22 protein-coding genes and 1 pseudogene are annotated in these 25,858 nt (G+C 64.1%); 11 read left to right on the plus strand and 12 right to left on the minus strand.

All coding sequences use genetic code 11. The annotated features are described in order from the left end of the window. The 4 genes and pseudogenes from CVM52_RS12835 to CVM52_RS12855 all read right to left on the minus strand — a co-directional run. Positions 1–310: pseudogene (locus CVM52_RS12835) on the minus strand (S1 family peptidase); the annotation flags it as partial. A gap of 5 nt (positions 311–315) precedes the next feature. After that, complete coding sequence (locus CVM52_RS26895) at positions 316–1,002, minus strand: hypothetical protein (RefSeq protein WP_172720992.1); 687 nt, start codon at positions 1,000–1,002, stop codon at positions 316–318. Positions 1,003–1,134: 132 nt separating this feature from the next. Further along, positions 1,135–2,160 (minus strand): diguanylate cyclase domain-containing protein, encoded by a 1,026-nt coding sequence (locus CVM52_RS12850; protein WP_240620953.1) that lies wholly within the window; start codon positions 2,158–2,160, stop codon positions 1,135–1,137. Next, positions 2,157–2,741, minus strand: coding sequence for a heme NO-binding domain-containing protein (locus CVM52_RS12855; RefSeq protein ID WP_100162898.1), 585 nt, complete (start codon positions 2,739–2,741; stop codon positions 2,157–2,159). The genes CVM52_RS12850 and CVM52_RS12855 overlap by 4 nt, the downstream gene beginning before the upstream one ends. 94 nt (positions 2,742–2,835) lie before the next feature. On the opposite strand from CVM52_RS12855, the gene CVM52_RS12860 reads away from it, so the two are divergent. Next, the gene (locus CVM52_RS12860) at positions 2,836–3,309 is read left to right on the plus strand and encodes a GNAT family N-acetyltransferase (RefSeq protein WP_100162899.1); all 474 of its coding nucleotides are present in this window, start codon (positions 2,836–2,838) and stop codon (positions 3,307–3,309) included. A 33-nt stretch (positions 3,310–3,342) separates the two neighbouring features. Here CVM52_RS12860 and CVM52_RS12865 read toward each other — a convergent pair whose 3' ends face one another. The 7 genes from CVM52_RS12865 to CVM52_RS12895 all read right to left on the minus strand — a co-directional run bounded on the left by CVM52_RS12865 (position 3,343) and on the right by CVM52_RS12895 (position 11,179). Then, positions 3,343–4,044, minus strand: a complete 702-nt coding sequence (locus CVM52_RS12865) for a FadR/GntR family transcriptional regulator (protein WP_100162900.1) — start codon at positions 4,042–4,044, stop codon at positions 3,343–3,345. A 161-nt stretch (positions 4,045–4,205) separates the two neighbouring features. Further along, positions 4,206–5,741, minus strand: coding sequence for a tripartite tricarboxylate transporter permease (locus tag CVM52_RS12870; protein WP_100162901.1), 1,536 nt, complete (start codon positions 5,739–5,741; stop codon positions 4,206–4,208). Positions 5,742–5,744: 3 nt separating this feature from the next. Beyond that, on the minus strand, positions 5,745–6,194 hold the full coding sequence (locus CVM52_RS12875; RefSeq protein ID WP_100162902.1) for a tripartite tricarboxylate transporter TctB family protein: 450 nt from the start codon (positions 6,192–6,194) through the stop codon (positions 5,745–5,747). A gap of 215 nt (positions 6,195–6,409) precedes the next feature. Continuing rightward, positions 6,410–7,375: a Bug family tripartite tricarboxylate transporter substrate binding protein gene (locus CVM52_RS12880; RefSeq protein WP_100162903.1), complete on the minus strand. Its 966-nt coding sequence runs from the start codon at positions 7,373–7,375 to the stop codon at positions 6,410–6,412. Between the two features lie 516 nt (positions 7,376–7,891). Then, positions 7,892–9,412, minus strand: coding sequence for an aldehyde dehydrogenase (NADP(+)) (locus CVM52_RS12885; RefSeq protein WP_100162904.1), 1,521 nt, complete (start codon positions 9,410–9,412; stop codon positions 7,892–7,894). Position 9,413: 1 nt separating this feature from the next. Next, positions 9,414–10,139, minus strand: a complete 726-nt coding sequence (locus CVM52_RS12890) for a ribonuclease activity regulator RraA (protein WP_100162905.1) — start codon at positions 10,137–10,139, stop codon at positions 9,414–9,416. A 551-nt stretch (positions 10,140–10,690) separates the two neighbouring features. After that, complete coding sequence (locus CVM52_RS12895; protein ID WP_100162906.1) at positions 10,691–11,179, minus strand: class I SAM-dependent methyltransferase; 489 nt, start codon at positions 11,177–11,179, stop codon at positions 10,691–10,693. Between the two features lie 195 nt (positions 11,180–11,374). Here CVM52_RS12895 and CVM52_RS12900 point away from each other — a divergent pair, with 195 nt between their 5' ends. From CVM52_RS12900 to CVM52_RS12930, 7 genes are all read left to right on the plus strand, one after another. Further along, positions 11,375–13,147 (plus strand): dipeptide ABC transporter ATP-binding protein, encoded by a 1,773-nt coding sequence (locus tag CVM52_RS12900; RefSeq protein WP_100162907.1) that lies wholly within the window; start codon positions 11,375–11,377, stop codon positions 13,145–13,147. Beyond that, the gene (locus tag CVM52_RS12905) at positions 13,140–15,050 is read left to right on the plus strand and encodes an ABC transporter substrate-binding protein (RefSeq protein ID WP_100162908.1); all 1,911 of its coding nucleotides are present in this window, start codon (positions 13,140–13,142) and stop codon (positions 15,048–15,050) included. Before CVM52_RS12900 ends, CVM52_RS12905 begins: the two co-directional genes overlap by 8 nt. Next, on the plus strand, positions 15,050–16,078 hold the full coding sequence (locus tag CVM52_RS12910) for an ABC transporter permease (protein ID WP_100162909.1): 1,029 nt from the start codon (positions 15,050–15,052) through the stop codon (positions 16,076–16,078). Before CVM52_RS12905 ends, CVM52_RS12910 begins: the two co-directional genes overlap by 1 nt. Beyond that, positions 16,075–17,229 carry an ABC transporter permease gene (locus CVM52_RS12915; protein WP_100162910.1) on the plus strand — a complete coding sequence of 385 codons (1,155 nt, stop codon included), beginning with the start codon at positions 16,075–16,077 and terminating at the stop codon, positions 17,227–17,229. The genes CVM52_RS12910 and CVM52_RS12915 overlap by 4 nt, the downstream gene beginning before the upstream one ends. Before the next feature lie 182 nt (positions 17,230–17,411). After that, positions 17,412–17,783 (plus strand): hypothetical protein, encoded by a 372-nt coding sequence (locus CVM52_RS12920; RefSeq protein WP_133119841.1) that lies wholly within the window; start codon positions 17,412–17,414, stop codon positions 17,781–17,783. Positions 17,784–17,880: 97 nt separating this feature from the next. After that, positions 17,881–18,249, plus strand: coding sequence for a hypothetical protein (locus CVM52_RS12925; RefSeq protein WP_133119842.1), 369 nt, complete (start codon positions 17,881–17,883; stop codon positions 18,247–18,249). A gap of 65 nt (positions 18,250–18,314) precedes the next feature. Beyond that, complete coding sequence (locus CVM52_RS12930) at positions 18,315–19,667, plus strand: calcium-binding protein (RefSeq protein WP_100162913.1); 1,353 nt, start codon at positions 18,315–18,317, stop codon at positions 19,665–19,667. A gap of 53 nt (positions 19,668–19,720) precedes the next feature. On the opposite strand, the gene CVM52_RS12935 is transcribed toward CVM52_RS12930, so the two are convergent. Then, the gene (locus CVM52_RS12935; RefSeq protein ID WP_100162914.1) at positions 19,721–22,057 is read right to left on the minus strand and encodes a mechanosensitive ion channel family protein; all 2,337 of its coding nucleotides are present in this window, start codon (positions 22,055–22,057) and stop codon (positions 19,721–19,723) included. Between the two features lie 321 nt (positions 22,058–22,378). Here CVM52_RS12935 and CVM52_RS12940 point away from each other — a divergent pair, with 321 nt between their 5' ends. Genes CVM52_RS12940 through CVM52_RS12950 form a run of 3 tightly spaced genes read left to right on the plus strand, consistent with a single transcriptional unit; the run spans position 22,379 to position 25,775 of the window. Further along, positions 22,379–23,605 carry a glycosyltransferase family protein gene (locus tag CVM52_RS12940; RefSeq protein WP_100162915.1) on the plus strand — a complete coding sequence of 409 codons (1,227 nt, stop codon included), beginning with the start codon at positions 22,379–22,381 and terminating at the stop codon, positions 23,603–23,605. Next, positions 23,602–24,528: a GIY-YIG nuclease family protein gene (locus tag CVM52_RS12945; protein WP_100162916.1), complete on the plus strand. Its 927-nt coding sequence runs from the start codon at positions 23,602–23,604 to the stop codon at positions 24,526–24,528. Before CVM52_RS12940 ends, CVM52_RS12945 begins: the two co-directional genes overlap by 4 nt. Next, on the plus strand, positions 24,528–25,775 hold the full coding sequence (locus tag CVM52_RS12950; RefSeq protein WP_100162917.1) for a glycosyltransferase: 1,248 nt from the start codon (positions 24,528–24,530) through the stop codon (positions 25,773–25,775). The genes CVM52_RS12945 and CVM52_RS12950 overlap by 1 nt, the downstream gene beginning before the upstream one ends. Positions 25,776–25,858 lie beyond the last annotated feature (83 nt).

Genomic DNA, 25,858 nt, shown 5'->3' on the forward strand with positions numbered 1-25,858 from the left:
CGCCGGCCAGCCCCCGCAGCGGGCGCAGGTGATCGGCCAGATAGCGTTCGGCCTGTTCACGCTCGGCCGGCGGCAGGTTTTCCAGCGGCCGCGCCTCGCCCGGCTGAGCCGCGTACCATGACACCGTGGCCGGGGCGGTGTCATTGCCGCGGCTGATCAGCGGCTCGGCAAACAGATCGGCCACTTCGGGCCCGGCGCGTTCGGTCAGCAGCGCGCGCAGGCGGTCATACTGGTCCAGCACGGCGCGGCCGCCATGTTCGGCAAAATCGCTGTTCGCCACCCGGATCTTGGACAGGAAATGATCGGCCATTCGCTTTACCTTCCCGCCCGGCGCAGCACCGCGCTGCCCCGGCCGTTGATTTCAGGCTGATAGGTATCACAGTTCGCATTGCCGCGCGCATCCAGCGCACAGGTGATGTCGCGGCGGAAGATCTCGGAGCCGTTGTCGCACTGCAAATTGCCGGGTTCGCGCATGGTCAGCCGGCCATTGCTCAGCCGGCCCGACAGCGAACCGCGGCAGCGCGTGCCATCGGTGGCGCGCATTTCCTCGCGGCCGTTGCCATTGGCATCGAAACAGATCTGCCAATAGCGGAAGCGGGTCACCCGCGACGACCGGATGTCGCGCACGTCGTAATCCGAGGACAGCTGCCAGCATCCCTCCATCACCGAGATGTCGCCCTCGTCAAACGCATCCGGCTCCAGCCCGCTGGGCGTGCGTGGCGGAGGTGGCGGAGGCGGCGGCGGGGGCGGCGGCGGTTCAGCCGTACAGATCATCAGACCAAGTTCGCGTTCCAGATGCGCGACCTGCGCCTCGAGATCGCGATTGGCCTGCACGGTGGTGGCCAGATCGGTGCGCAGGGCCTGGGCCTGGTCGCTTTCGCAGACCGAGATCACCGTGCCGGTCAGCGGCAGGCGCACGCCACAGGCCTGCAGCAACAGATAGGCCGAGGCCCCGGTCGCGAGCACGAGCAATAAGGCCAGGATCGCGATGACAAGCCGCATGGTACCCAATTGATTGCCGCCCCCGGCGCGGCCGGCCCGGTTAGGGCCGCACCGCAAGGGCCGGATTTCCAATGGGTTGACCCTATTCCGGCGGGCTTGGGACCTGCAAGCCTTCCGTTCCGGCGCGGGCGGTCAGCCGCCAGCCTCTGCCGCGCCCTCGGGCGGCGGCATGGCCATCCCGGGCCGGTAGAACAGGTGCCGGCCGCGGCCGGCGCGCTTGGCGGCATAAAGCGCCTGATCGGCCTGGCCCAGCACCTGCGCGGCGCTGGTGGCCTCGCCCTCTGAGATCACCGTGCCGATGCTGGTGGAAATCCGCGCGGTCTGGCCCTGGACCGGCACCGGGTCCTGGATCCGGGCGATCAGGCTGTGCGCCATGCGGTCCAGCCGCACGGGATCGACCAGCTGGTCGAGGATGATGACAAATTCGTCGCCGCCGATCCGCGCCACCGTGTCGGTCTTGCGGGTTTCCTCCAGCATGATCCGCGCCACCCGGCGCAGCACCGCGTCACCCGCCGGGTGGCCCAGGGTGTCATTCACCGCCTTGAACCGGTCGAGATCGAGATGCATCAGCGCAAAGGCCCGGCCGGCGATCACCAACCGGTCCAGCACGTGATCCATTGCCCGACGGTTCCTGAGCCCGGTCAGCGTGTCGGTAAAGGCCTGTTCCTCGGCGGCGATGCGGGCGCCCTGCAGCTTGACATTCAGCTGCCGCGACACTGCCATCGCGGCGGATTTCGCCTCCATCAGGTACAGCATTTCGATGGCCAATTCGGTCCCGGCGAAATCACCGCCGGTCAGGCGATAGGCGCGCACCGCCTCGAACAGCGAGATGCCGAAGGACAGGTTGATCACCGCACCGCCCGCCGGCAGCGGCGCGATCACGCCTTTCATCGCGGTTTCCGGCGGGTCGCGGAATTTCAGATGCAGCTCGGCCGCAGGCCGCGACAGCAGATCCGCCAGGGCACCCACCGCGCGCGGGCGCCGCAACTCGAACAGCTCGAAAAACGGCTGGCCGATCAGACCTTGCCCCGGACGCAGCTTGCGCAGGGTCGGTCCGACGCCGGCGATCCCGCCCCCGGCATCCAGGCGCAGGTGCATCGGGCACAGCCGGTCGAGCACCGGGCTGAGCTGCGGCATCAAGGCCGCGGGCGCGGTCATTCCCCGGCCCCGAGCGCAAAGGCGCGGCCCTTGGCAAAGGCGGTATCGACAAGGGCAATTGAAATCACCTCGCGCCCGTCGTTGCGCCCGCGATGGTCCAGCATCACCAGCGCGCCGTAATCATCCGCCATCGCCCGCAGCAGACCCATCATCACGCTGCCAAACCCCGGCAGACCGGGCTGGCAGGTCAGGCTGAAGAATCCCGGCCCGTATTCGCGCAGCTCCATCCCCGGCAGGTCGAGTTCCGCCACCGCCAGCCGCACCCGGCCGGGCAGGTCGTCCAGCGAATGCAGGAAATCGACATAGGTGACGCCGCCAAAGCGCAGCAGGCGGCGCACCGGGTCGCATTGCGGATGCGACACCAGATAAGTGCCCAGATCTTCCAGCAGTTCGGCGCGGGGCCGGCCCAGTTCGGCGCAGATCGCCTCGACCAGCGCCAGCGACCGGGAATCGTCGTAATCCAGCATCGCCTCGAACTCGGCACTGTCGAACCCCGCCACCCCGACCGCGCGGCGCCAACACTCGCCGCCGTAGGTGCGGCAGACAAATGTCTGGACCGCCCGGTTGATCAGACCATGCATTTCAACCCCTTTTGCGTTGCCGGGGCATATTCGCGTGACGGCGGTTAACAGCGGGCTTACGGATTGGATTTGAGACGCATTTCGGAGAGCGCGCATGGATCCTGCCCTGCCCCCGGTTCGCCACGCGCCGGACGACCCGGCGCTGCCCGCCCTGCTCAAGCTGATCCGCGACAGCTTTGCCTATATGGACGGCCGCATCGATCCGCCCTCGTCGATGCACCGGCTGACGCTGGACGAGATCGCCCGGCACTGTACCAGCGGCGAGGTCTGGTCGCTGTGCGTGCCGCCGGTGGCCTGCCTGTTCCTGACGCCGAAACCCGACTGTCTCTATCTCGGCAAGCTCGCGGTGCGCACCGACCTGCGCCGGCAGGGGCTGGCGGCGCGGCTGGTGGCACTGGCGGTCGAGCGTGCGCGAGCGCTGGGCCTGCCCGCGCTGGAGCTGCAGACGCGGGTGGAACTGGTGGAAAACCACGCCACCTTTGCGCGGCTTGGCTTTGTCCGGGTGGGAACAACCGCGCATCCGGGATTTGACCGGCCGACCTCGCTGACCATGCGCCGAAAGGTGTGACGTGCCGCGGCCCGCGGCGGCGCGGCTGGCCTCTCAGCTGTCCTTGGTGCCGACAAACATACGTTCTTTGGCGGCCGTGATATGGTGGCGCATGGTTGCCTGAGCCACCTCCGGCTGCTTCAAGCGGATCGCTTCGAGAACCGCGCGATGTTCCCTGAGAACAAGTTCCTGCCGGGTCGGCGCATCCAGCATCGTGAGCGAGCGTGACAGCTTTACGCCGAAGGCGATCTGATCGCCGAGGGATTCGAGCACCGAACTGAAAAACGGATTTTTCGATGCCCGCGCGATGGCGATGTGCAGCATCTGATCGGCGTCGACGCCCAGTTCACGCTGGGTGTAGGCGTCTTCCAGCACCTTATAGGCCTTTTCCATGGCGGCGAGGTCTTCTTCGTCGCGCCGCCGCGCCGCCCATGCCGCCGCGGCGCCTTCGACATCGGCGCGAAACTCGTAGCAGCGTTGCACGTCCGAGATCGATTCCAGCGGCGCAAAGCTGATCACCTGGCGATCCGGCCGGCGCAGAACATAGCTGCCCGAGCCGCGCCGGGACTGGATGATTTCGTCATCGCGCAGTCGTGACAGCGCGGCACGCACCACCGGCCGCGAGACCCCAAACCCCTGGGCCAGTTCCTCTTCTGCCGGCAGGCGGCTATGGACCGGAAATTCCTCGTTGAGGATCTTTGCCAGAAGCTGTTCGTAAACCTGGTCCGCCAACAAAAAACGCTTGGTCTCAGACAACGTGGTCTCCTTCGGGTCAACCTTTGCAGGGCTCCACCGACCGAAAAGCCGATGTCGCCCTGCCAGTGGTAAGCGCCCTGGCGTTTTGGCGCCAGCGGAACCGCGATGCGGTCACATTGCCGAGCGCGTTCAACCTCTCACCCCCAAGGAGTGAGGCACCCTCAGCCTCCCTGGTTGTCGCTGGTCGCGGTCTTCAGTTCGGCGGGTTTCCGGATCACCAGAAAGTAGACAAAAATCAGCGTCAGCACAACGAAGAACAGGCTGTCGGGATTGGTCAAAAAGGTGGTCGGATCCCCGTTGGACAAGGCCAGCGAGCGGCGCAGGAACTCTTCCAGATTGGGTCCCAGAATATAGCCCAACAACATGGTAATCACCGGAAAACCATTGCGGCGAAGGTAGAAGGCCAGGACCCCCATCGCCAGGGCCATGAACATCTGGAAGGTGGAATAGGTGGCCACAAAGCTGCCGACGACGGCCAACAGCGCGATCACCGCATAAAGCACGTCGCGGCGGATCGAGACGATCTTGATAAAGTAGGGTCCGATCGCCCAAAGCGTCAACGGGATGAGCAGCACGGCGCTGAACAGCAGGGCTGCCAGCATCGGCGCGATCAGCCCGGCCTGGTCCGACATCAGCTGCGGCCCCGGCTGGATGCCGTTGATGACCAGCACGCCCAGCATGATCGCGGTGATCGGATCGCCGGGGATGCCGAAGGTCAGCATCGGCACCATGGCACCGCCGCAGACCGCGTTGTTGGCGCTTTCCGAGGCGACGATGCCGGCCGGGTTGCCCTTGCCGAAGGTCTCCGGCTCCTTCGAGGTGCGCACGGTCTCGGTATAGGCGAGGAAGGAGCCCATCGAGCCGCCGGCGCCGGGCAGCGTGCCGACGAAATAGCCGATCAGGCAGGATTTGAAATAGGTGGCAAAGCCGATCCGGCGGATGTCCGAGAGCGGCGGCAGGAAATCGCGCCGGCGGATCTTCACCTTGTCGGCGGCGGCCGTGGCGGCACTGATGTCGGTATGGGAATAGGCCTGGGTCAGCACCTCGGCGATGGCGAAGGTGCCGATGATCACCGGCATCAGCGCGATGCCCGCGGTAAGGTTGGCATTGCCAAAGGTAAAGCGCGTGACCGGCTCCATCGCGTCGAGCCCGACCGTGGCCAGCATCAGCCCGATGCAGGCCGCAAGCCCGGCCTGCGGAATCCGCCCGCGCTGGGCGATCACCACCACGATGAGGGCGAAGGCGAGAAGCGAGAATTTTCCTGTTGTTTTGACCAGCAGCGACAGCTCGGCCACGAAGGGTGCAACCGCGATCAGCAGCAGAGCACCGACGGCGCCGCCGAACATCGAACCGAGCGCAGCGTGCCCGAGCGCCAGCGCGCCCTTGCCCTGTTGCTGCAAAGGATAGCCGTCCAGCGCGGTCATCATCGAAGACGGCGCGCCGGGAATGTTGATGGTGGTTGCGGTGATGCTGCCGCCGCACATGCCAGCCATGTAGATGCTGGCGCAGGCCATCAGCGCGGTTTCAACGCTGAGCGTATAGGTCAGCGGCAACAACAAGGCCATGGCCAGCGTGGCGGTCAGCCCCGGAATGGCCGCGAAGACGGTGCCGATGATGAAGCCAAGCACCACATAGGTCAGGTTGAAGGGGTCCAGCAGCAGGCTGAAACTGTTGAGGACGAGAAGAATGAAATCCATCGATCACTCCCACGGCGTCGGGAGCCGGACCCCGAACAATTGCTGGAACATGACATAGCCGATCACGACGATCGCGACCGAAATCAACGCCTTCTGCAACAGCTTCTCGAACGAGGAGAAAAGCAGGATCAGCGCGAAGACGAAGACTGTCGAAGAGATGAAATAGCCCACTGGCCGGAACGCCAGGATATAGACGAAGACCGCGACAACAACGCCAATATGCGTATAGCTCGACGGGGTCTCGTCCTGATCCTCATCAGACTTGGTCCGCAGTTTCTGCAGAATGAGGATGCTTGAGAAGATGATCGCAGCGACCCCGACCATGATCGGGAAGAATGACGGCGTCAAACCGCTCTCGCCGACCGGTGCCCCGAGGCTCAGAGCTGAAACGAGATATCCGACCGACACTGCGAGCATCGCGAACAGAAAGAGGAGTTGCCTGTTTAGGAGCATTTTCTTCTCCAGACATGGGGGAAGCGTTGGGCGGCCATTGCTGGCTGCGCACCGGGGCAGGATGGTGTTTCGCCATGCCTGCGCGATCGGGCGTTGATGGAGCTATTCCAAGACGGACCGAGCTGTCACGATCCCGTCGGCCAGTACCGCCCGCCTCAGGTACAGCAGCCCCCCGGCCCCACACCGGGACCGGGGGGTCTGCAAAATCCTGCGCCTTACAGGCCCAGTTCATCCATCAGGGCAAAGGTGTTGGTCTGCAGTTCTTCAACCCAGGCATTCACACCATCGGAACCCAGCCAATCCGGGGTCACACCGATTTGCGCCAGCCAGCTTTGGAATTCTTCGCTGTCATATGCCGATTTGAAAGCGGTTTCCAACGTCGCGACGGCGTCTTCGGGCGTGCCCTTGGGCGCAGCCAGCACGATGAAGGAGCCGGTTTGCAGATCATAGCCCTTGGAGCTGATGGTCGGCACATCCGTGTAGGTCATGTTCTGGACCGAGGTCAGTTCGATCACGCCCTTGGCATCGCCGGATTCGATGATCCCGCTGAAATCACCGAGGCTCGAAATCGCGGCGTCCAGTTCACCCGACAGCAGCGCTTCGGCTTCGGCCGAGGAAGCCCCGACATAGGTGATCACGTTGAAATCGACATCCAGGAGCTTTTCAAGCTGATTGGCCGAAAGATACGGACCGGAGCCTTTCGGCGCGACGCCGAGACGGACCTGGCCGGGGTTGGCCTTGGCTTTTTCGATCAGCTCTTCAAAGCTGTTGATGCCCGAATGCTTGGACACGACAATGGCATCTGCCTCGCTGGTGATCCGAGCGATCAGCTCCATGTTTTCCAGGCCGTAGCCAGGCACCATCTGCCCGCGCGGGAGGGTGATGACGCTGTCATATGTCAGCACGCCAACGGTGTGCCCATCGGGGCGCGCGTTTGTCATCTGGATCAGGCCGGTGGCAGTCACCGCGCCGGCGATGTTCTCCACATAGATGGATTTCGGCAGTTCCTGCTCGGCGATATTGCTGATCTTGCGCGAGATTGCATCGGCGCCGCCACCGGCAGGCCACGGAACGATCAGTCGAATGTCACGGGTCGGGTAATCCGCCGCAGCGACCGATGTGCCTAGAATGCAAGCGCCCAGCGCGAGCATGAACTTGCTTTTCAATCCGTCAAGAAACATGGACCTATTCCTCCTCCACAGTATGGGGTCATTCAGTTAAAGCTGGCTGAAGGAGTCAGCCAACCAGACCAGTGCAACCGTGGTTGCACCGGATGATTCGATGTGGTTGTCCGCTTGGGAAGGCAACGCGAGTTCGCACCCGGCCTTGAATTCGCATCCGATCATGCGCTGGCAGAGGCAAGATTTACGCGACGCGCGTTAAGACATTGCGCCACGCAAACCAGGACCGCCTGGCATCGATGCGACCGAAAACTCCCTCCTTTTCACTCCCCAATCGAAGCTCTCTTGGCGATCAGCTTGCACCGCGCGCCCCTGAGAACTCGTGACACCCTACTGGAATAATTTTACAAATCAACACAAATTTGAAGTCAAATTAGTATATTTTCGGCCGAATTTGGGCACAAACCCAACATACCTGTTCACTTTTGTAATACCTCAAGCCCCCCAAAAACCAAATGGCCCGCCAACCGCGAAAATCGCGATTGGCGGGCCTGTAAAGGCACCTTCAGTGCGGCGTTAGCCGTTCAGAAAATCCGTCGGCAGAAGTTCTTCGGGAAGGTTCTGATAGCAGACCGGACGCAGGAAACGACGAATCGACAGCGTCCCAACCGAGGTGGCGCCGAAATTCGTGCTTGCCGGGTACGGCCCGCCATGCACCATCGAGTCGCACACCTCGACCCCGGTGGGGAACCCATTGGCCAGCACGCGGCCTGCCATGCTTTCGAGCACCGGCAGCAACTCTCGGGCCAGGTCGATGTCACCGGCATCCATCTGAAGCGTGGCGGTCAACTGACCTTTGAAAGCCCGGGCAATCTGCTGCATCTGCGCAGCGTCCTTCACCCGAATCACCAGGCCGAGCGGGCCGAACACTTCTTCGCCAAGCTCTTCATCTTCAAGCCAGCTTTCAGCGGATACCTCGAACAGGAACGGCAAGGCCGAGCGTCCTTCGCAGCTGCTCGTCAGCAGCGCGGTGACCCCCTTGCCCTCGCCGACGCGGCGCGCCCCGTCGCGATAGGCGGCGGCCATGCCATCGGTCAGCATGACCTGTGCATCCTGGGCTTTCAAAGCCTCTTGCGCGGCGCTGACAAACGCGTCGGCCTCCGGCCCATCGATCACCACCGCGATTCCGGGATTGGTGCAAAACTGGCCGGCGCCCATCGCCAGGCTGCCTGCCCAGCCGGTGCCGATGTCAGCCCCCCGCGCCGAAACGGCCTGCGGCAATACGAACATCGGGTTCACGCTGCCCAACTCGCCGAAGAAGGGAATCGGCTCGGGCCGCGCCGCGCACAGGTTGAACAGAGCGCGCCCGCCACCCAGGCTGCCGGTAAAGCCGACGGCCTTGATGCGGGGGTCGGTGACCAGCGCCTCGCCCACCGCGCGATTGCCGCCCTGGATAAGGCTGAAGATTCCCGGATCCATTCCCAGCTTTGCCAGCGCGGCGACGATCGCATCGCCGACGATCTCGCCAGTGCCGGGATGTGCACTGTGCCCCTTGACGACGACGGGACAGCCCGCGGCCAAGGCAGCCGCGGTATCGCCACCGGCAACAGAAAAGGCGAGCGGGAAATTGGACGCGCCGAACACCGCAACCGGCCCAACCGGACGCTGCATCATCCGAAGATCCGGGCGGGGCAGAGGCTGGCGGTCCGGCAGGGCCTTGTCGTGGCGCAGATCCAGATAGCTGCCGTCGCGGATGCATTGCGCAAAGAGGCGAAGCTGCCCGGTGGTGCGGCCGCGCTCGCCCTCGAGACGGGCTGCGGGAAGGCCGGTTTCGGCGCTGCCGACCTCGGTGATCGCCGGGCCACGTGCATCGATCTCGTCGGCAATGGTCTCCAGCAGCGTCGCGCGCTGCTCGCGGGTGGTTGCGGCGAGCCCGGCAAAAGCCGCGCTGGCCGCCGCACAGGCCTGGGCGACCAGATCCGGCGAGCCGATGGAGAACTCGAAAGCCGATCCCGTGGCCGGAGACGACTCGAACCGTGCATCCGAACCAATCTGTTCACCTGCAATCAGGTGGTTTCCATGTGGTGTGTAAGTCATATTAACGGCCCGTCTTCTCACGCCATGCGTTGTATTTTTCGATATTGGCCTCGTCCGTTGCCGGATAGAGACCGATGATTGCAGCACCTTCTTCGACCTGCTCGAGCACAAAGTCCTCGAAGGATTCCATCTGGGTGCATTCCTCGGCGATCTCATCGGCCAGATGCGCCGGAATCACCATCACCCCATCGCCATCACCCAGCATCACGTCGCCCGGAAACACCGGCGCGTCGCCGCAGGAAATTGGCACGTTGATATCGATCGCCTCGTGCAGCGTGAGGTTGGTCGGCGCCGACGGATTGGCAAAATATGCCGGCATGTCCAAAGCGCCGATCCCCGCCGCGTCGCGCACGCCGCCATCGGACACCACGCCCGCCACGCCACGCATGGCAAGGCGGCTAACCAGGATCGAACCCGCGGTGGCGGCCCGGCTGTCCTTGCGGGCATCCATCACCAGCACGTGGCCTGCGGGGCAGGTTTCGACCGCCACGCGCTGCTTGTGCCCGCGATCGCGGAAAACCTCGATCGGATTGCGATCTTCGCGCGCCGGGATATAGCGCAGGGTGAAGGCCTGACCGACCATCGTCACCGGCTTGCGCTCGACCGGCACCACGCCCTGCACGAACTGGTTGCGCAGCCCGCGCTTGTACAGCGCGGTTGCCACGGAAGCCGTGGACACCTTTTTAAGTTTTTCGCGCGTTTCGTCGCACAAGATCCAATCGCTCATACTCTCATTCCCAAGGTTCGGCTATTCAAGCCATGGTCTCTTTGGTGTCGCCGGGCGGCGATGACGGCCGACGGGCGCAAGTGCACCTGCCGGTGTGACACGCCGAAGGGCGCTTCTTGGTGGAGAGGCTGCAAGTCGCGATTTACCGTCCAAACCGGCACACGGGCCAACACCTCCTGCCCGCTTCGCTCGACTGCTAGAAAGCAAATAATCCTCCTAGGTCCTCCGCCCAAGTCGCGGCAACCAGTACGAGACCTGTTAATATATGTCAATTTCTTTCGCGAAAATTGGGCATATATTCATAAAATAGGGCCAAAATCAGTTCTACAACATTACATATATTGGGTCTGATCGGCGCTGTCGAATCGCGCCGATTGGCGCTGCCTTCTGTGGCGGCAGCCCGAAACCTGGCTGCAATGCCCGCGCGGCTTGGCGTCACCGCGTCACGCGCCCACCGCTTGGCACCAGCATGGCGGCACCTGACCGCTGTTCACGTCCGGCCGCGGTTCTGGGACAGCTCGGGTGATGAACCGACACTGTCGCGCGGGGTGTCAGCGCCGATAGATGAAACAGCGCCCCTGCACCGCGCCACCGGGCAGCGGCATTTCGGTAAGTGTGTCGAAATACATCCGGTCGCTCGACACCATCATCCCGCCCTCCGCCAGCAGCGGCTCGATCAGGGGCGAGACCTTGCGCGCGAAGATGTCGTTCTTTTGGGCATTGTGGCCACCCAGATCGGCGTGGATCAGGCTGGCCACCGGGCCGAACCGCTGCAGCGTTGCGGGCAGCGTTTCGGTCACGTCGCCCAGAATGACCCGTTCGTCCGGCGGCGTCGATTCCGGATGCGAGGCGATCGCCCGTTCGAAAACATAGATCGGGCGCGCATCGCCGATCCGCTCGCGCAGGTGGTGATAGGTGCGTCCGTTGCCCAGCCCCAGTTCGAAGACCGGCCCATCGATCAACGCGGTCTCGGCAATGGCATGGTCGAGGCAGGCGCGTTGCGAAACCATGCGGTCGATAAACAGGTCGAGGCGGGTCATGCGGCAGGCTCCTTCATCCGGTGGCCTGTCATGCCAAATCCTTCGTACAATGTGTAGCGGATACCCCGGTGATTTCACGTAGTGTTCACAGAACTGTTCATTTGATGTTTGACTACCGGGGCGAGCGCAAGCGAAGGTAGCCCGGCATGGCGGTGCGACTGCTGGGCGCGCGACGCACGAGGCAATTGGACGGACATGGCCCCTTTGTTGACAGTGGACGATCTGAGCATCGGCTTCGGCCGCGATGCGCCGGTCGTTCAGGGAGTCAGCTTTGCGGTCGAGCCGGGACAGACGCTGGCCCTGGTGGGCGAATCCGGCTCGGGCAAGACCGTGACCTGCCGGGCGATCCTGCGCATCCTGCCGCGCGCCGCGCGGATTGCCAGCGGCCGCATCCTGCTGAACAGCACTTCGGGCCCGGTCGAGTTGAACCAGCTGGGCAAACGCGCCATGCGGGCGCTGCGCGGCGACCGCGTGTCGATGATCTTTCAAGAGCCGATGCGCTCGCTCTCGCCGCTGCACCGGATCGGCAACCAGGTCAGCGAGGTGCTGTGGCTGCACCGGCAGATGAGCGCGCAGGTTGCCCGCCGCGAGGTGCTGGAGACCTTTGCCCGCGTCGGCTTTCCCGACCCCGAACGCGCCTATCACGCCTATCCCTGGGAACTGTCCGGCGGAATGCGGCAACGCGCGATGATCGCAATGGCCATCGTCGCCAAGCCCGACCTGCTGATCGCCGATGAACCCACCACCGCGCTGGATGTGACCACGCAGGCGCAGGTGCTGGGCCTGATGAAGGATTTGCAGCGCGACACCGGCATGGCGATGATCCTGGTCACCCACGACCTGGGCGTGGTGGCCAACATGGCCGAGCAGGTGGTGGTGATGCACAAGGGGCGGGTGATGGAGGCCGGCGCCGCCGCGCCGCTGCTGAACGCGCCGGCACATGCCTATACCCGGCAGCTCTTTGATGCGGCGCCGGCGATTCCGGCGCATCCCGTCGCGGTGCCGAAACCGATGCGCGACGATCTGATCCTCAGCATGAACGCGGTGTCGAAAACCTTTCGCATGCGTGCGGGCAACGGCTGGAAGACCGAGGTGCTGGTGCATGCCTGCCGCGGCGTCGACCTGTCGCTGGTGCGGGGCAAAACCCTGGCCATCGTCGGCGAAAGCGGCTCGGGCAAGACCACGGCGGCGCGCATCGCGCTGGGCGCCGAACGCCCCGATCCGGGCGGCGCGGTGCTGTTCCGGGCGCATCCGCATGACGAGCCGATCACCGTGCACGACATGACCCGCGCCCAGCGCACCGCGTTCCAGCGGGCGGCGCAGATGGTGTTCCAGGATCCCTATTCCTCGCTCAGCCCCAGGATGCGCATCCTCGACGCGCTGTGCGAGCCACTAGACATCCACCGGATCGGCACCCGCGCCGAGCGGCGCGACCGCGCCGCCGAGATGCTGCGGCGCGTCGGGTTGACCTCGTCGATGCTGCAACGTTATCCGCACGCGTTTTCCGGCGGTCAGCGGCAGCGCCTGTCGATTGCCCGCGCGCTGATGCTGGACCCGTCGCTCCTGGTCTGTGACGAGCCGACCTCGGCGCTGGATGTGTCGGTGCAGGATCAGATCCTGACCCTGCTGGAAGAGATCCGCGACAGCCTGAAGCTGAGCTATCTGTTCATCTCGCATGACCTTGCCGTGGTCGCGCGGATTGCCGACGAGGTCGCGGTGATGCGGCAGGGGCTGGTGGTGGAACAGGCGCCGCCCGACATTCTGTTTCGCAACCCCAAACACCCTTATACCAAGGCGCTGATCGCGGCGCAGCCGACGCCCGATATCAACCGCCCGATCAACCTGAAACTTGTCGCGCTCGGCGCGGGCAGCCCGGACACCTGGCCGGAAGCCTTCCGGTTCTCGGAGACCGATGCCCCGGCGCTGAACGCTTTGGAACCCCGTCACAAAGTACGCTGCCATGTCTAAACTGCTTTCGCTTTTCACCGCCCTGCTTGTCACCGCCGCCACCGCCCTCGGCGCCGCACCGGTGCTGCAGGACCCCCCGGTCCTGGCCGACGCGGTGGCCCGGGGCGACTTGCCCCCCGTCGCCGAGCGCGCGCCGCAACAGCCGCTGTTTGTCGATCTCGAGGCGCGCGGGCGCAGTTATGGCACGCCGGGCGGCACGCTCAGCACTTTTGTCGCGCGCGACAAGGACATCCGCATGATGGTGGTCTACGGCTATGCCCGGCTGGTCTGCTATGACCAGAATTACGACCTGGTGCCCGACCTGCTGGCCTCGGTCGACAATGACGACAACCGGGTGTTTACCCTGCATCTGCGCCCGGGCCACCGCTGGTCCGACGGCGCGCCCTTCACCTCGGAAGATTTCCGTTATTGGTGGGAGGACGTGGCAAATAACGAGATGCTGAGCCCATCCGGCCCGCCGGATTTCCTGCGCGCGGGCGGGCGGTATCCGACGGTCAGCTTCCCCGATGCGCAGACGGTTGTCTTTGCCTGGGAAGCGCCGAACCCGAATTTCCTGCAGACGCTGGCACAGGCGCGGCCGCCCTTCATCTATCGCCCGGCGCATTTCATGAAGCAGTTTCACGCCAGTTATACCGATCCCGAGCAGCTGGCCGCGGTGGTGGACGACGCCAGGGTCCGCAACTGGGCAGCGCTGCACAACAAGCTGGACAACATGTATGATTTTGACAATCCGGACTTGCCGACGCTGCAGCCCTGGGTGAATGCCAGCGATGGCAAGAAGATCCGCCACAACTTTCAGCGCAACCCCTATTTCCACCGTTTCGACATGCAGGGGATGCAGCTGCCCTATATCGACACGGTAGAGATGGAGGTGGTCAGCGGCGGGCTGGTCGCGGCCAAAGCCAATGCCGGCCAGGCCGACCTGCAGGCGCGCGGGCTGGATTTTCGCGACATCCCGATCCTGCGCAAGGGCGAGGCAAACGGCGGCTATCGCACCCTGCTGTGGGCCAATGGCACCGCCAGCCAGATCGCGATCTATCCCAACCTGAATTACGAAGATCCGGTCTGGCGCGCGCTGCTGCGCGATGTCCGGGTGCGCCGGGCGCTGTCGCTGGGGATCGACCGCGAGACCATCAACCGGGCGCTCTATTTCAAGCTGGCCAAGCCCGGCGCGATGGCGGTGCTGCCGAAAAGCGCGTTTTTCGACGAGGCCAATCGCGCCGCCTGGGCCGCCTTTGATCCCGACCAGGCCAACGCGCTGCTGGACGCGGCCGGCCTGGATTCGCGCGGCAGTGACGGCATCCGCCTGCTGCCCGACGGGCGGCCGATGGAACTGGTTGTCGAAACCGCTGGCGAGCGGCAGGAGGTTGAAAACGCCTTGCAGATCGTCACCGACACCTGGCGCGATATCGGCGTCAAGCTGGTGATGCGCCCGCTGGACCGGGACATCCTGCGCAACCGCATCTTCGCGGGAACGACCATGGCCGCGGTCTGGTATGGCTGGGACAATGGGATTCCCCAGCCCTATACCTCGCCCGACTACCTGGCGCCACGGCACCAGGAATTCTTTGCCTGGCCGAAATGGGGGCAGCATTACCAGACCGGCGGCAAGGCCGGCGAACCCCCTGACATGGAACCGGCCCAACGGCTGATGGAGCTGTCGGCGCAATGGGAAAGTGCCACCACCGATGACGAGCGCAGCGCAATCTGGCGCGAAATGCTGAAGATCCATGCCGACAATGTCTTCGGCATCGGCATTTTGGCCGAGGCACCGCAGCCGGTGGTGGTGTCGAACCGGCTGCGCAATGTTCCGGAACAGGCGATCTGGGCCTGGGATCCCGGCGCGCATTTCGGCATCCACCGGATGGACGAATTCTGGTTCGAGGACGGCAGGTCGAACTGATGGCAATTCTGCGCTATGCGCTCTATCGCCTGGGGACGATGCTGTTGACCCTATTGGTGGTGTCGGCGCTGATCTTCATGATCATCAACCTGCCGCCGGGGGATTACCTGAGCAATCAGATTGCCGAACTGCGCGCCACCGGCCAGACCTCGGGCGTGGCGCGGGCCGAATTCCTGCGCACGGAATACGCGCTGGACCGGCCGTTGTGGCAGCAATACCTGATCTGGGTCGGTTTCATCCCCGGCCCGCAAGGGTTTTTCGGGCTGCTGCAGGGCAATTTCGGCTGGTCTTTCGAATTTGATCGCCCGGTGTCGGAAATCGTTGGCGAAAGCCTGTGGCTGACCGTGCTGGTCAATCTGGCCGCGGTGCTGTTCGTCTATCTGGTGGCGCTGCCGCTGGGCATTCTTGCCGCCGCCAAGTCGCGCACCTGGGTCGATTACATTTCCGCCTTTGTCGGCTATCTGGGGCTGGCTACGCCGAACTTCCTGCTGGCGCTGATCCTGTTCTATTACGGCCACCGCTGGTTCAACCTGCCGATCGGCGGGCTGATGGATCCGGTATATGAAGGCGCGCCGATGAGTTGGGACAAGGTGAAATCGATCCTGATCCACCTGATCGTGCCCACCTTCGTCATCGGCACCTCGGGCGCGGCGGCGATGATGCAGCGGTTGCGCGCCAACCTGCTGGACGAGCTGGGCAAACCCTATGTCGAAACCGCCATCGCCAAGGGGATGAGCCCGCCGCGGATGCTGGCAAAATACCCGCTGCGCATGGCCTTCAACCCGTTTGTCGCCGATATCGGCAACCTGCTGCCCTCGATGGTGTCGGGTTCGGTGCTGGTTTCGGTGGTGCTGGGCCTGCAGACCATCGGGCCAACCCTGCTGACCGCGCTGAAGACGCAAGACCAGTTCCTGGCCGGGTTCGTATTGATGTTCGTGGCGCTGCTGACGCTGATCGGCACGATGATTTCCGATGTGCTGCTGGCCCTGCTTGACCCGCGCATCCGCTATGGGAGCCGCGAGACATGACCCGCCTGCCCGACGGGCGCTATGTCGATGACGCGCCCTATGACCCGCAGATCAGCATTCAGACACTGGAACGCAAGGATCTGGACGCGCCGGCCTGGCTGCTGATCTGGCGCCAGTTCCGCCAGCATCGGCTGGGCCTGATCTCGGGGATTTTCCTGCTGTTGTCCTACCTGATGCTGCCCTTTGCCGGGTTCATCGCCCCCTACCCGCCCAACCTGCGCCATGCCGAGCATCTGTATTCGCCGCCGCAAAGCATCAATCTGTGGCACGAGGGGCAATTTATCGGCCCCTATGTCTATCCGATGACCTCCGAGGCGAACCTGGAAACCTTCCAGTGGGAGTTCAAGCCGGATACCAGCCGCCCGGTGAAGCTGCAGTTTTTCTGCAAGAGCGAGCCCTATTACCTGTCCGGCCTGATCAAAACCGACCGGCACCTGTTCTGCGTCCCAGATGGCGCAACCATCTTTATCTGGGGGTCCGACCGGCTGGGCCGCGACGTGTTCAGCCGCATCCTCTATGGCGCGCAGCTGTCGCTCACCGTGGGGCTGATCGGCATCACCGTGTCCTTCGCGCTGGGCATCTTCTTCGGCTCGGTCGCGGGCTATTTCGGCGGCCCGCTGGACTGGGTGATCAACCGTGCCATCGAGATCCTGCGCTCGCTGCCGGAACTGCCGCTGTGGCTGGCGCTGTCGGCGGCGGTGCCGTCGAACTGGGGACCAGTGGCGGTGTTCTTCATCATTTCGGTGATCCTGGGCATCCTCGACTGGCCGGGGCTGGCCCGGTCAGTGCGGGCAAAGTTCCTGTCGCTGCGCGAAGAGGAATTCGTCCGCGCTGCCGAGATGATGGGCGCCTCGTCGGGGCGGGTGATCCGCCGCCACCTGCTGCCCAATTTCATGTCGCACCTGATCGCCTCGGCAACGCTGTCGATCCCGGCGATGATCCTGGGCGAAACCGCGCTGTCCTTCCTGGGCCTGGGTCTGCGGGCCCCCGCGGTCAGTTGGGGGGTGATGTTGAACGACGCGCAGAACCTGGCCAATGTCGAGATCTACTGGTGGACGGCGATTCCGATGATCCCGATCATCGTGGTGGTTCTGGCCTTCAACTTTCTCGGCGATGGCTTACGGGACTCACTGGACCCCTATCGCAGCTAGGCCGCGCCCCTGCAAACGCGCGTCGTCAACCCAGCCGCAACAATCCCACCCGGGGGCACATAAACTTTTACGAAAGCTGCACAAAAACGCCCTGAATCACGCTTTTCCGTGCTTCGCGACGCCCTTATCGGCGAGATAGACTGACACTGTTTCGTTAATGAGGTGTTCCCATGAGGGTTGTTATGAGTGCCCCCAAGCGTGCAGATTTCCCGCCGACGGTGAACCAGCCCATGCCGACAGTCTGGTGTGACCGGGTGCGCGGCGGCCGGGAAAGCGCGCTGGACAGTGAATCGGCCATTTCCCTGGCCTGCCATTTGAACGACGCCTTCGCCAATGCCACCAGCTGGTCCGGCCTGTTGCACACCCTGGCCAATCGTGGCTTCTTCCTGCGCTTCGAAGGTGTGCGCCTGGCCCTGGTAAATGAACAGACCGGCCTGTCGCTGTGTACCTGCGCGTCGCTCGGCCACAGCTTTTCCAGCTTGGCCCACCGGTTGGGCAAACCCAACGTGATGGCCGATACCGGCCGCCTTATACCCAAGACCACGTTGGGCTGACGCCCGCGCGCCCGGGTGCTGTGACACACATCACAGACCCGGGCCGCATCCTGCACCATGATCCCGGGCAAACCCCCTGGGGCCAAGGAGATCAGAGATGCAACCGATATCCGCCATGCCTGCCGCCGCCCTCCCCGACCGGCCGATGCCCGTGATCTGGACTGCGCGCCAGCGGGGCAGCAAGGAAACCGCGCTGGACAGTGAAACCGCGATCACCCTGGCCTGCCATCTGAGCCTGGTGTTCACCACGGCCCGCGATTGGTACGGGTTGGCAATGGGGCTCGCCGAACGTGGTTTCGGCCTGAAATTCGAAGGGGCGCGGCTGGTGCTGACCAGTGATGCCACCGGGCAATCGCTGTGCACCTGCGGATCCCTTGGGCACAGTTTTGCGTCGCTTCTTGCGCGCTTGGGCAAGCCTGTGGTCCTGGCGGAAACCGGGCAGGTGATCACCCGTCCGGCACGCTAGACCAGATCGGTGCAAGCGGTTAGGGTTGCACAACTCTGGATTGATTCCACCGAGAGAGTGAGCCGTTGACAGACATTCGCGTCTTCGACACCGCCACGGGCGGGCTGGACATCGCCCCCGGCCCCGCGGGATTTCACATCTTTTACGCGCCGGGCCTGAACATCACCCAAGCCTCGACCCTGTATGATCTGGCGCAGGGTGCTCTGGCGCAAGGCGCCACGCGCAACGACATCGAGCAGTCGATTCCCGGCTCGGTCGCCGATACCTACCTTCTTGCCGGTTCGGACTGGTTTGACACGCTGGTGGTTCAGACTGGTGGCACCGTGTCAAATCGCAGTATCGCGTCGCTGCTTTACATGCAGGGCGGCAACCTTGCCGTTTCGATCACCGACCTGGCGCTGCCGGCAACCGATTCCTTCGCAGGCGACACGCAATATCTGGTCAACATCGTCCCGCTGGACGGAAACGACCGCGTTCGCGGCAGCGCAACCTTCTCCGACAGCATCCGCGCCGGGGATGGGGCTGACCGCATTCTCGGGTATGGCGGTGACGATACCTTGCGCGGCGAAGCCGGTGACGACCGGATCAATGGCGGCAGCGGCGCAGATTCGATCTTTGGCGGCAGCGGCGATGACCGGATCGATGGCGGCTCAGGCACCGATGACCTGCTGGGCCAGGCGGGCGACGACCAGATCTTCGGTGGTGCCGGCAAGGACCGCATCGAGGGCGGCAAGGGAGATGACAACCTGAACGGCGCCGCCGGACACGACCGCATCCTGGGCGGTGCTGGTATCGACAGCATCGGCGGCGGCGCGGGCAACGATTCAGTCAATGGGAATGGCGGCGACGACCTGATCGACGGCGGCGATGGCGAGGATATGCTGTCCGGAGGGGGTGGCAACGACACGCTGTATGGCGGCGACAACGCAGATATGATGAGCGGCGGTGCAGGCCGCGATCTGTTGGAGGGCGAGGGCGGCGCCGACGCGATGGCGGGTGGCGCCGGGCAGGACACGCTCAAGGGGGGCGCTGGCGCCGACAGGCTGTTCGGGGGCAATGGCGTCGACAGGCTGTTTGGCGGCGCGGGCGCGGATACGCTCAAAGGCGATTTGGGCAAGGACAGGCTTGTCGGCGGCGCCGGTTCCGACAAGCTGACCGGCGGAAAGGGCAATGACGTGCTTGGCGGCGGCGGCGGAGCCGACAGCTTCTTTTTCGCCCAAGGTGACGGGCAGGACCGGATTTTCGATTTCGACCCGCTGCGCGACGAAATCTGGATCCAACGCCCCGGGCTTGGATTTGACGATCTGGACATCACCGGATCGCTGGGCGACACCATCATCGACTATGGTGGCGACACCATTATCCTGGAAGATGTTCAGACCAGCAGCATCAACGCGGGTCTCTTCACCTTCGGCTGAAGCCCGGCCTCGCCCTTGCCAGCCTCCGGCGCGACAGCACCATTCGGCCCGCCCTAGCGATCATCCCCGCGGCCACCGCCGCCGTTCCCGTTCATATCCTCTTCGTCGATGGTGGCCTGCACCGCACCGGTGATCGCTTCGCGTTGCTGTGGTGACAGATCCTCGGTCCGGCTGTCGGCCAGCCGCACCGTCACCTCGCGATGGGCAAAGCGGATGCCCTCGCGCGCGAACAGCTCCCGGATCTCTTCATACACCTTCTTGCGCACCAGCCATTGATCGCCCGGCTTGGTCATGAATTTGACCCGGATGATCATGGCGCTGTCCTGCATCTCGATCACGCCCTGCGATTTCAGCGGTTGCAGGAAATTCTCGCCGATCACCGGGTCTTCCAGCAATTGCTGCCCCAGCTTCTTGATCAGCTTGCGCACCTTCTCCACATCGGTGTCATAGGTCACCCGCAGCGGCAGCTTCATCATCACCCAGTCGCGGGAATAGTTGGTCAGCACCTTGATCTCGCCGAACGGGATGGTGTTCAGCGCGCCCAGATGATGGCGCAGCTGGAACGAGCGGACCGAGATTTTTTCCACGGTGCCCTTCACCTCGCCGATGTCGATATATTCGCCCTTGCGGAACGCGTCGTCGATCAGGAAGAAGGCGCCGGAAAAGATGTCGCGCACCAGCGTCTGCGCGCCAAAGCCCACCGCCAGGCCGACAACCCCGGCCCCGGCAAAAAGCGGGCTGACATTGATACCCAGTTCCAGCAGCACGATCAGCACGATCGAGACCACGACCACCGCCAGGATGGCGCCGCGGAACAGCGGCAGCAATGTGCCCAGGCGGCTGACGCTGGCGCCGCCGCCCTCGTCGCCAGGCTCGCCCACCGCCTCAGCCGGTCCGCCCTCTTCGGCGATGCGGCTGTCGATCCAGATGCGGAAGAAATTATAGACGATATAGCCGATGAAGATGATGGTCACGACATCGAGGCCGCGGCCGATGAAGGATTCACTCATCACGGTATTGCCCGGATCCCAGATCCGCAGCAGCGCATAGCTGCCGGCGACGAAGGCCAGGATGCCGGCAACCCGCCGCGCCAGCTGTTCATAGGTGGTGATCGCCGGCCGCTCGGGCATCGGTTCGCGCTGATCTTCTTCGGCGTCGCGCGCCTCCATATCGGCGTTCATCCGGTTGCGCGCGATCGAGCGGTCGAAATAGCGCTCGATCAGGTAGTTGATCCCGCCATAGACGATGATGATCGACATCATCACCCCATAGGCGCCGGCGATCATCGGGATCGATTGCGACTGTTCCAGCACCAGGTCGAAGGCCAGTTCGAACCAGCCGAAAATCACATAGCCGATGATCAGCGGCGCCCAGGCCACGGCGACCGCGCGCACCACCCAGGGCAGCTGTTCGCGCGGCTGGCCATTGCAGATCGCCAAGGTGATCGCACGACGGTTGAACAGAACCATCAGGACGTTCAGCACCGCGGCAAACAGCGTGATGGCACCGTAGAGGATGGCATAGACGTTGTAATTCAGCCCGAAATCGTGAATCCAGGTGCTGAAGACGATGGCGATCACGTCGATAGTGGCCAGCGTCGATGCCCAATAATACAGCTTTTTCGCATCCCGGTCCGAGAAATGCGGGATCCGGTACTGGCTGAGAAAGGGCGACAGGATCATCCGCCACATGTCGGACACGGTGCGCGACAGGAAAAAGGCGACATAGATCGCCGTGAAGGTGAATTGCATCGAGATGTCGTCGGTGCTGCCCAATATGATCAGGCTCATCGCATAGGCGACGATCATCGCGACAATGGTGACGCTGATCCCCATGAGGAAGCGGAACACCAGGAACGGCATCTTTTCGCGATAGCCCTGCGGCGCTTCCAGGATGCGTCCGACGACGAAACCGCGCAGGAACCGCTTGGCATAGAGTTGCACCGTCAGGAGCATCGCGGCCAGCAGCAGAACCAGCGTCCAGACCAGCGCCTCGACATAGGTCATGATGCGACCATCGGGGCTGGTCGCGCGCAGGATATAGCGCACCTCGTTCAGCGAAACCGGCAGCGCCTCCAGCCGATTTGACAGGGTTTCACGGAACTTCTGCACCTGGGTCTGCGCCTTCAACAGTTCAGACGCGTCCTCCATGCCGGGGTCGGCCAGCACTTCGGCCGGCGCCGGCGGTTCCTCGGGGCGGCCGGAGCGGATCAGATTGCCCTCGGAATCGATCACGATCACGCTGACCCCGCGCTCGGCCGCGTCACGGATGGCCTGGGACAGTTCGTCGGTTCGAGAAGTGGCCGGCTCGTCCTGGGCAAAGGCGGCGGCCGACAGGCAGAGGAAGGCCAGCACAAAGAAAAATGCCCGCAGTATCGCGCCCTGTCTCATTGCCACCCCGCCCGTGCCGTTCCGATGCGATAAAAAGCTATAGGAGCGGATTTGACGGCGCAATCGGCAAGCGCGACACGGCACCGGGTGCTGAGGCCCCCGGAAACCGATTTTCGGTTTTCAAATCCCGCCAATTTCGATAGTCGGGGCGCAAGACATCCCCGCCGTTCGGCCGGGTCTCGGATATGGGACTCGGCGGCCCGGAGGAAACGCAAAGCCATATTGCATGCCGGCTGACCGGCACGGAACGGGCAAAGGGCAAGATATGGCGGCACAGCCGGACAATGTGCAGAAGGCCCGCCGGGGTAGCGGGGTTCCGGCATGAGGGGGGGTGAGTCCGACAAGGACGTCGACGTTCAGCCGGTGCGAGGCCCCCGTGTCATGCTGTACAGCCATGACACCTTCGGGCTGGGCCACCTCCGGCGCTCGCGGGCCCTGGCGCAGGCGATCACCGCCGCCGACCCGGCCGCTTCGGCGCTGATCCTGACCGGATCGCCGGTGGCCGGGCGGTTCGATTTTCCCGCGCGGGTCGACCATGTGCGCCTGCCCGGTGTCACCAAGCGGCATGACGGCTCGTATATCTCGCAGACGCTGGGCATGGATATCGAGGAAACCGCCGAGCTGCGCGCCGGGCTGATCCGCTCGACCGCACGGCAATACGACCCCGATATCCTGATCGTCGACAAGGAGCCCACCGGGTTCCGGGGCGAATTGCTGCCGACGCTGGAGATGCTGCGCGCGGCGGGCCGGGCCAAGCTGGTGCTGGGCCTGCGCGACGTGCTGGACGAACCCGAGGTTCTGGCCGCCGAATGGGCGCGCAAGCAGGCGGTCGAGGCGACCGAGACCTATTACGACGAAATCTGGATCTACGGCCTACAATCGGTCTACGACCCGATTGCGGGCCTGCCGCTGTCTGACGCGCTGCGGGCGCGGATGCATTGGACCGGCTATCTGCGCCGGTCGCTGTCCTTGCCGGCCGAGACGCCCGAACAGCCCTATATCCTGGTCACGCCGGGCGGCGGCGGCGATGGCGAGGCGATGGTAAATCTGGTGCTGTCGGCCTACGAGGCCGACCCGACCCTGTCGCCCCGCGCCATCCTGGTTTACGGCCCGTTCCTGTCCGGCGAGATCCGCGCCGATTTCGAAGAACGTGTCGCGGCGCTGAAGGGGCGGGTGACGGCGGTCGGCTTTGAATCGCGGATCGAGGCGCTTTATGCGGGCGCGCTGGGGGTGATCTGCATGGGCGGCTACAACACCTTTTGCGAGGTGCTGTCCTTTGACAAGCGGGCGGTGATCGTGCCGCGCACCACCCCGCGGCTGGAACAACATATCCGCGCCAGCCGCGCGGAAGAACTGGGGCTGGTCAAGATGCTGGACGAATTCCGCGACGGGCTGACGCCGCAGGCGATGATCGAGGCCATCCGCAACCTGCCGTTCCAGACCGAGCCCAGCAAGGCGACCGTCGGCAACCTGATGGGCGGGCTGGACTACGTGACCAGCCGCGTCGCCACGCTGCTGTCAGGACGGGTCGGACAGGCGGCGGAATGAGCGCAGGCGAGATTTTTGGACGTACCATTCAGCTTTTTCTGGTCGATGGCAAACCCACCGGCCTGCGCAAGGCCACTATCCACGGCTGGACGGGCATGGTTCTTGTATCTAGCCAGTCGACCTTCGCGAGCCTTACCAACCGAGAAGAGGTGGATCGTACGGGCGTTTATGTCCTCAACGGTCCTGATCCCAATGAACAAGGTGTTTCGCGCGTTTATATCGGCTCGGCCAATTCCGTACGGGATCGGATCAAGCAAAGTGCTGAGAAACGCGAATTCTGGGAGACAGCCATCGCAGTAACAACCAGCGATGATGATTTGTCCAAGGGACATGCGGAATATCTTGAGGCGCGACTCATCGAGTTAACCGCCAACGCCGGCCGGGTGAAGCTCGATAACGGTACCCAGCCCGACACAAGCCGTCGAAGGTTACCCGAAGCCGACATTGCCAATATGGAGCAATTCCTCGCAAATCTTCGAATAATCCTGCCCGTAATAGGACTGGATATGCTCAAACCGCAGCCCCGCGCGGTTACACTATCCACCACTCCAGTCGAGGAACGCACCACCGGCGTGGTCCAGTTTGAAATCCGACACAAAAGCGGGGTGCAGGCTACGGCGGTCGAGGAAGATGGCGAATTCATCGTTCTTGAAGGCTCCGAAGCGCTAACCGGGACAGGCTATGTACAGCAAAGTTATGGTGGACTGAAAGAAAAGCTGATCGCTGATGAAGTGCTGATCACTTCTGACGCGCACCGGCTGCGATTTGCCAGACCTTGGCCATTTAACAGTCCTTCGGCGGCAGCGGCGGTCATATTGGACCGAAACAGTAATGGGCGGTTAGAGTGGAAGGTCAAAAGCTCGAAGCAGTCATACAACGACTGGCAGCAGACTCAGGCAACGCGTCAAGGGACCGTTAAATAATGACCGGGAAGGCAGCACCGCTTGTGGTGGTGGTGAAGGGCTGGCCGCGCCTGTCGGAAACCTTCATCGCGCAGGAACTGGTGGCGCTGGAACAGGCCGGGCATGACCTGGCGCTGTGGTCGCTGCGCTTTCCCACCGATACGCGGCGGCATCCGCTGCATGACCGGCTGAAGGCACCGGTGCGCTATCTGCCGGAATACCTGCACCAGGAACCCGCCCGCGTCTGGCGCGGCTGGCGCGCCGCGCGCCGCCTGCCCGGCTTTGGCGCCGCCTATCGGATCTGGCGCGCCGATTACCGGCGCGGCCGCAGCCGCAACCGCGCCCGCCGCTTTGGCCAGGCCTGCGTGCTGGCGACGGAACTGCCGGCTGCGACGCCGGCGCTTTATGCCCATTTCCTGCACACACCGTCATCGGTCGCCCGCTATGCGGCGGTGATGCGCGGGCTGCCCTGGGCCTTTTCGGCCCATGCCAAGGACATCTGGACCACGCCTGACTGGGAGTTGCGCGAGAAGCTGTCGGCCGAGCCCGCCGGGGCCAGTTTCGGCGCCACCTGCACCGCCTTCGGTGCCGCGCATCTGCGCGATCTGGCCGAGGATCCGGCGCGGGTGAGCCTGATCTATCACGGGCTGGACCTGTCGCGCTTTCCGGCCCCGCCGGACCGGCCGGCACGCCTGCCCGGGGCGCCGCTGCATCTGTTGTCGGTGGGCCGGCTGGTGGAGAAGAAGGGCTTTGACCGGCTGATCGCGGCGCTGAGCCTGCTGCCCCGCGAACTCGACTGGCGTTGGACCCATATTGGCGGCGGCGAACTGAAGGCGGCGCTGGCCGAGGCCGCGCGCGCGGCGGGTATCGCCGCGCGGATCGACTGGCGCGGCGCCTGCGACCAGCCGCAGGTGATCGCGGCGATGCGTGCCGCCGACCTGTTCGTGCTGCCCAGCCGGATTGCCGCCGATGGCGACCGCGACGGCTTGCCCAATGTGCTGATGGAGGCGGCCTCGCAAAAGCTGCCGATCCTGTCGACGCCAGTCTCGGCGATCCCGGAATTCATCGAAACCGGCACGCATGGCCTGCTGGTGCCCGACCGGCCCGAGGACCTGGCCGCCGCCATCGCCGACCTGGCCGCCGATCCGCCGCGCATGGCGCGCATGGCCGACGCCGCCTATTACCGGCTGGTGCACGAGTTCGACATGGATCCCGGCATTGCCCGGCTGTCCGCACGGCTGCACGCGCTGTGCGGGACCGGCCGATGACACGCGCCGCCTTCTATGCGCCGATGAAGCCGCCCGACCATCCGGTGCCCTCGGGTGACCGCGAGATGGCGCGCGCGCTGATC

Source organism: Pseudooceanicola lipolyticus (assembly GCF_002786325.1).
Classification (GTDB): domain Bacteria; phylum Pseudomonadota; class Alphaproteobacteria; order Rhodobacterales; family Rhodobacteraceae; genus Pseudooceanicola_C; species Pseudooceanicola_C lipolyticus.

Coding starts and splice junctions, on each gene's coding strand:
- CVM52_RS26895 (WP_172720992.1), bottom strand. CDS start 1,002: ATGCGGCTTGTCATCGCGATCCTGGCCTTATTGCTCGTGCTCGCGACC.
- CVM52_RS12850 (WP_240620953.1), bottom strand. CDS start 2,160: ATGACCGCGCCCGCGGCCTTGATGCCGCAGCTCAGCCCGGTGCTCGAC.
- CVM52_RS12855 (WP_100162898.1), bottom strand. CDS start 2,741: ATGCATGGTCTGATCAACCGGGCGGTCCAGACATTTGTCTGCCGCACC.
- CVM52_RS12860 (WP_100162899.1), top strand. CDS start 2,836: ATGGATCCTGCCCTGCCCCCGGTTCGCCACGCGCCGGACGACCCGGCG.
- CVM52_RS12870 (WP_100162901.1), bottom strand. CDS start 5,741: ATGGATTTCATTCTTCTCGTCCTCAACAGTTTCAGCCTGCTGCTGGAC.
- CVM52_RS12875 (WP_100162902.1), bottom strand. CDS start 6,194: ATGCTCCTAAACAGGCAACTCCTCTTTCTGTTCGCGATGCTCGCAGTG.
- CVM52_RS12880 (WP_100162903.1), bottom strand. CDS start 7,375: ATGTTTCTTGACGGATTGAAAAGCAAGTTCATGCTCGCGCTGGGCGCT.
- CVM52_RS12885 (WP_100162904.1), bottom strand. CDS start 9,412: ATGACTTACACACCACATGGAAACCACCTGATTGCAGGTGAACAGATT.
- CVM52_RS12890 (WP_100162905.1), bottom strand. CDS start 10,139: ATGAGCGATTGGATCTTGTGCGACGAAACGCGCGAAAAACTTAAAAAG.
- CVM52_RS12895 (WP_100162906.1), bottom strand. CDS start 11,179: ATGACCCGCCTCGACCTGTTTATCGACCGCATGGTTTCGCAACGCGCC.
- CVM52_RS12900 (WP_100162907.1), top strand. CDS start 11,375: ATGGCCCCTTTGTTGACAGTGGACGATCTGAGCATCGGCTTCGGCCGC.
- CVM52_RS12905 (WP_100162908.1), top strand. CDS start 13,140: ATGTCTAAACTGCTTTCGCTTTTCACCGCCCTGCTTGTCACCGCCGCC.
- CVM52_RS12910 (WP_100162909.1), top strand. CDS start 15,050: ATGGCAATTCTGCGCTATGCGCTCTATCGCCTGGGGACGATGCTGTTG.
- CVM52_RS12915 (WP_100162910.1), top strand. CDS start 16,075: ATGACCCGCCTGCCCGACGGGCGCTATGTCGATGACGCGCCCTATGAC.
- CVM52_RS12920 (WP_133119841.1), top strand. CDS start 17,412: ATGAGTGCCCCCAAGCGTGCAGATTTCCCGCCGACGGTGAACCAGCCC.
- CVM52_RS12925 (WP_133119842.1), top strand. CDS start 17,881: ATGCAACCGATATCCGCCATGCCTGCCGCCGCCCTCCCCGACCGGCCG.
- CVM52_RS12935 (WP_100162914.1), bottom strand. CDS start 22,057: ATGAGACAGGGCGCGATACTGCGGGCATTTTTCTTTGTGCTGGCCTTC.
- CVM52_RS12940 (WP_100162915.1), top strand. CDS start 22,379: ATGAGGGGGGGTGAGTCCGACAAGGACGTCGACGTTCAGCCGGTGCGA.
- CVM52_RS12945 (WP_100162916.1), top strand. CDS start 23,602: ATGAGCGCAGGCGAGATTTTTGGACGTACCATTCAGCTTTTTCTGGTC.
- CVM52_RS12950 (WP_100162917.1), top strand. CDS start 24,528: ATGACCGGGAAGGCAGCACCGCTTGTGGTGGTGGTGAAGGGCTGGCCG.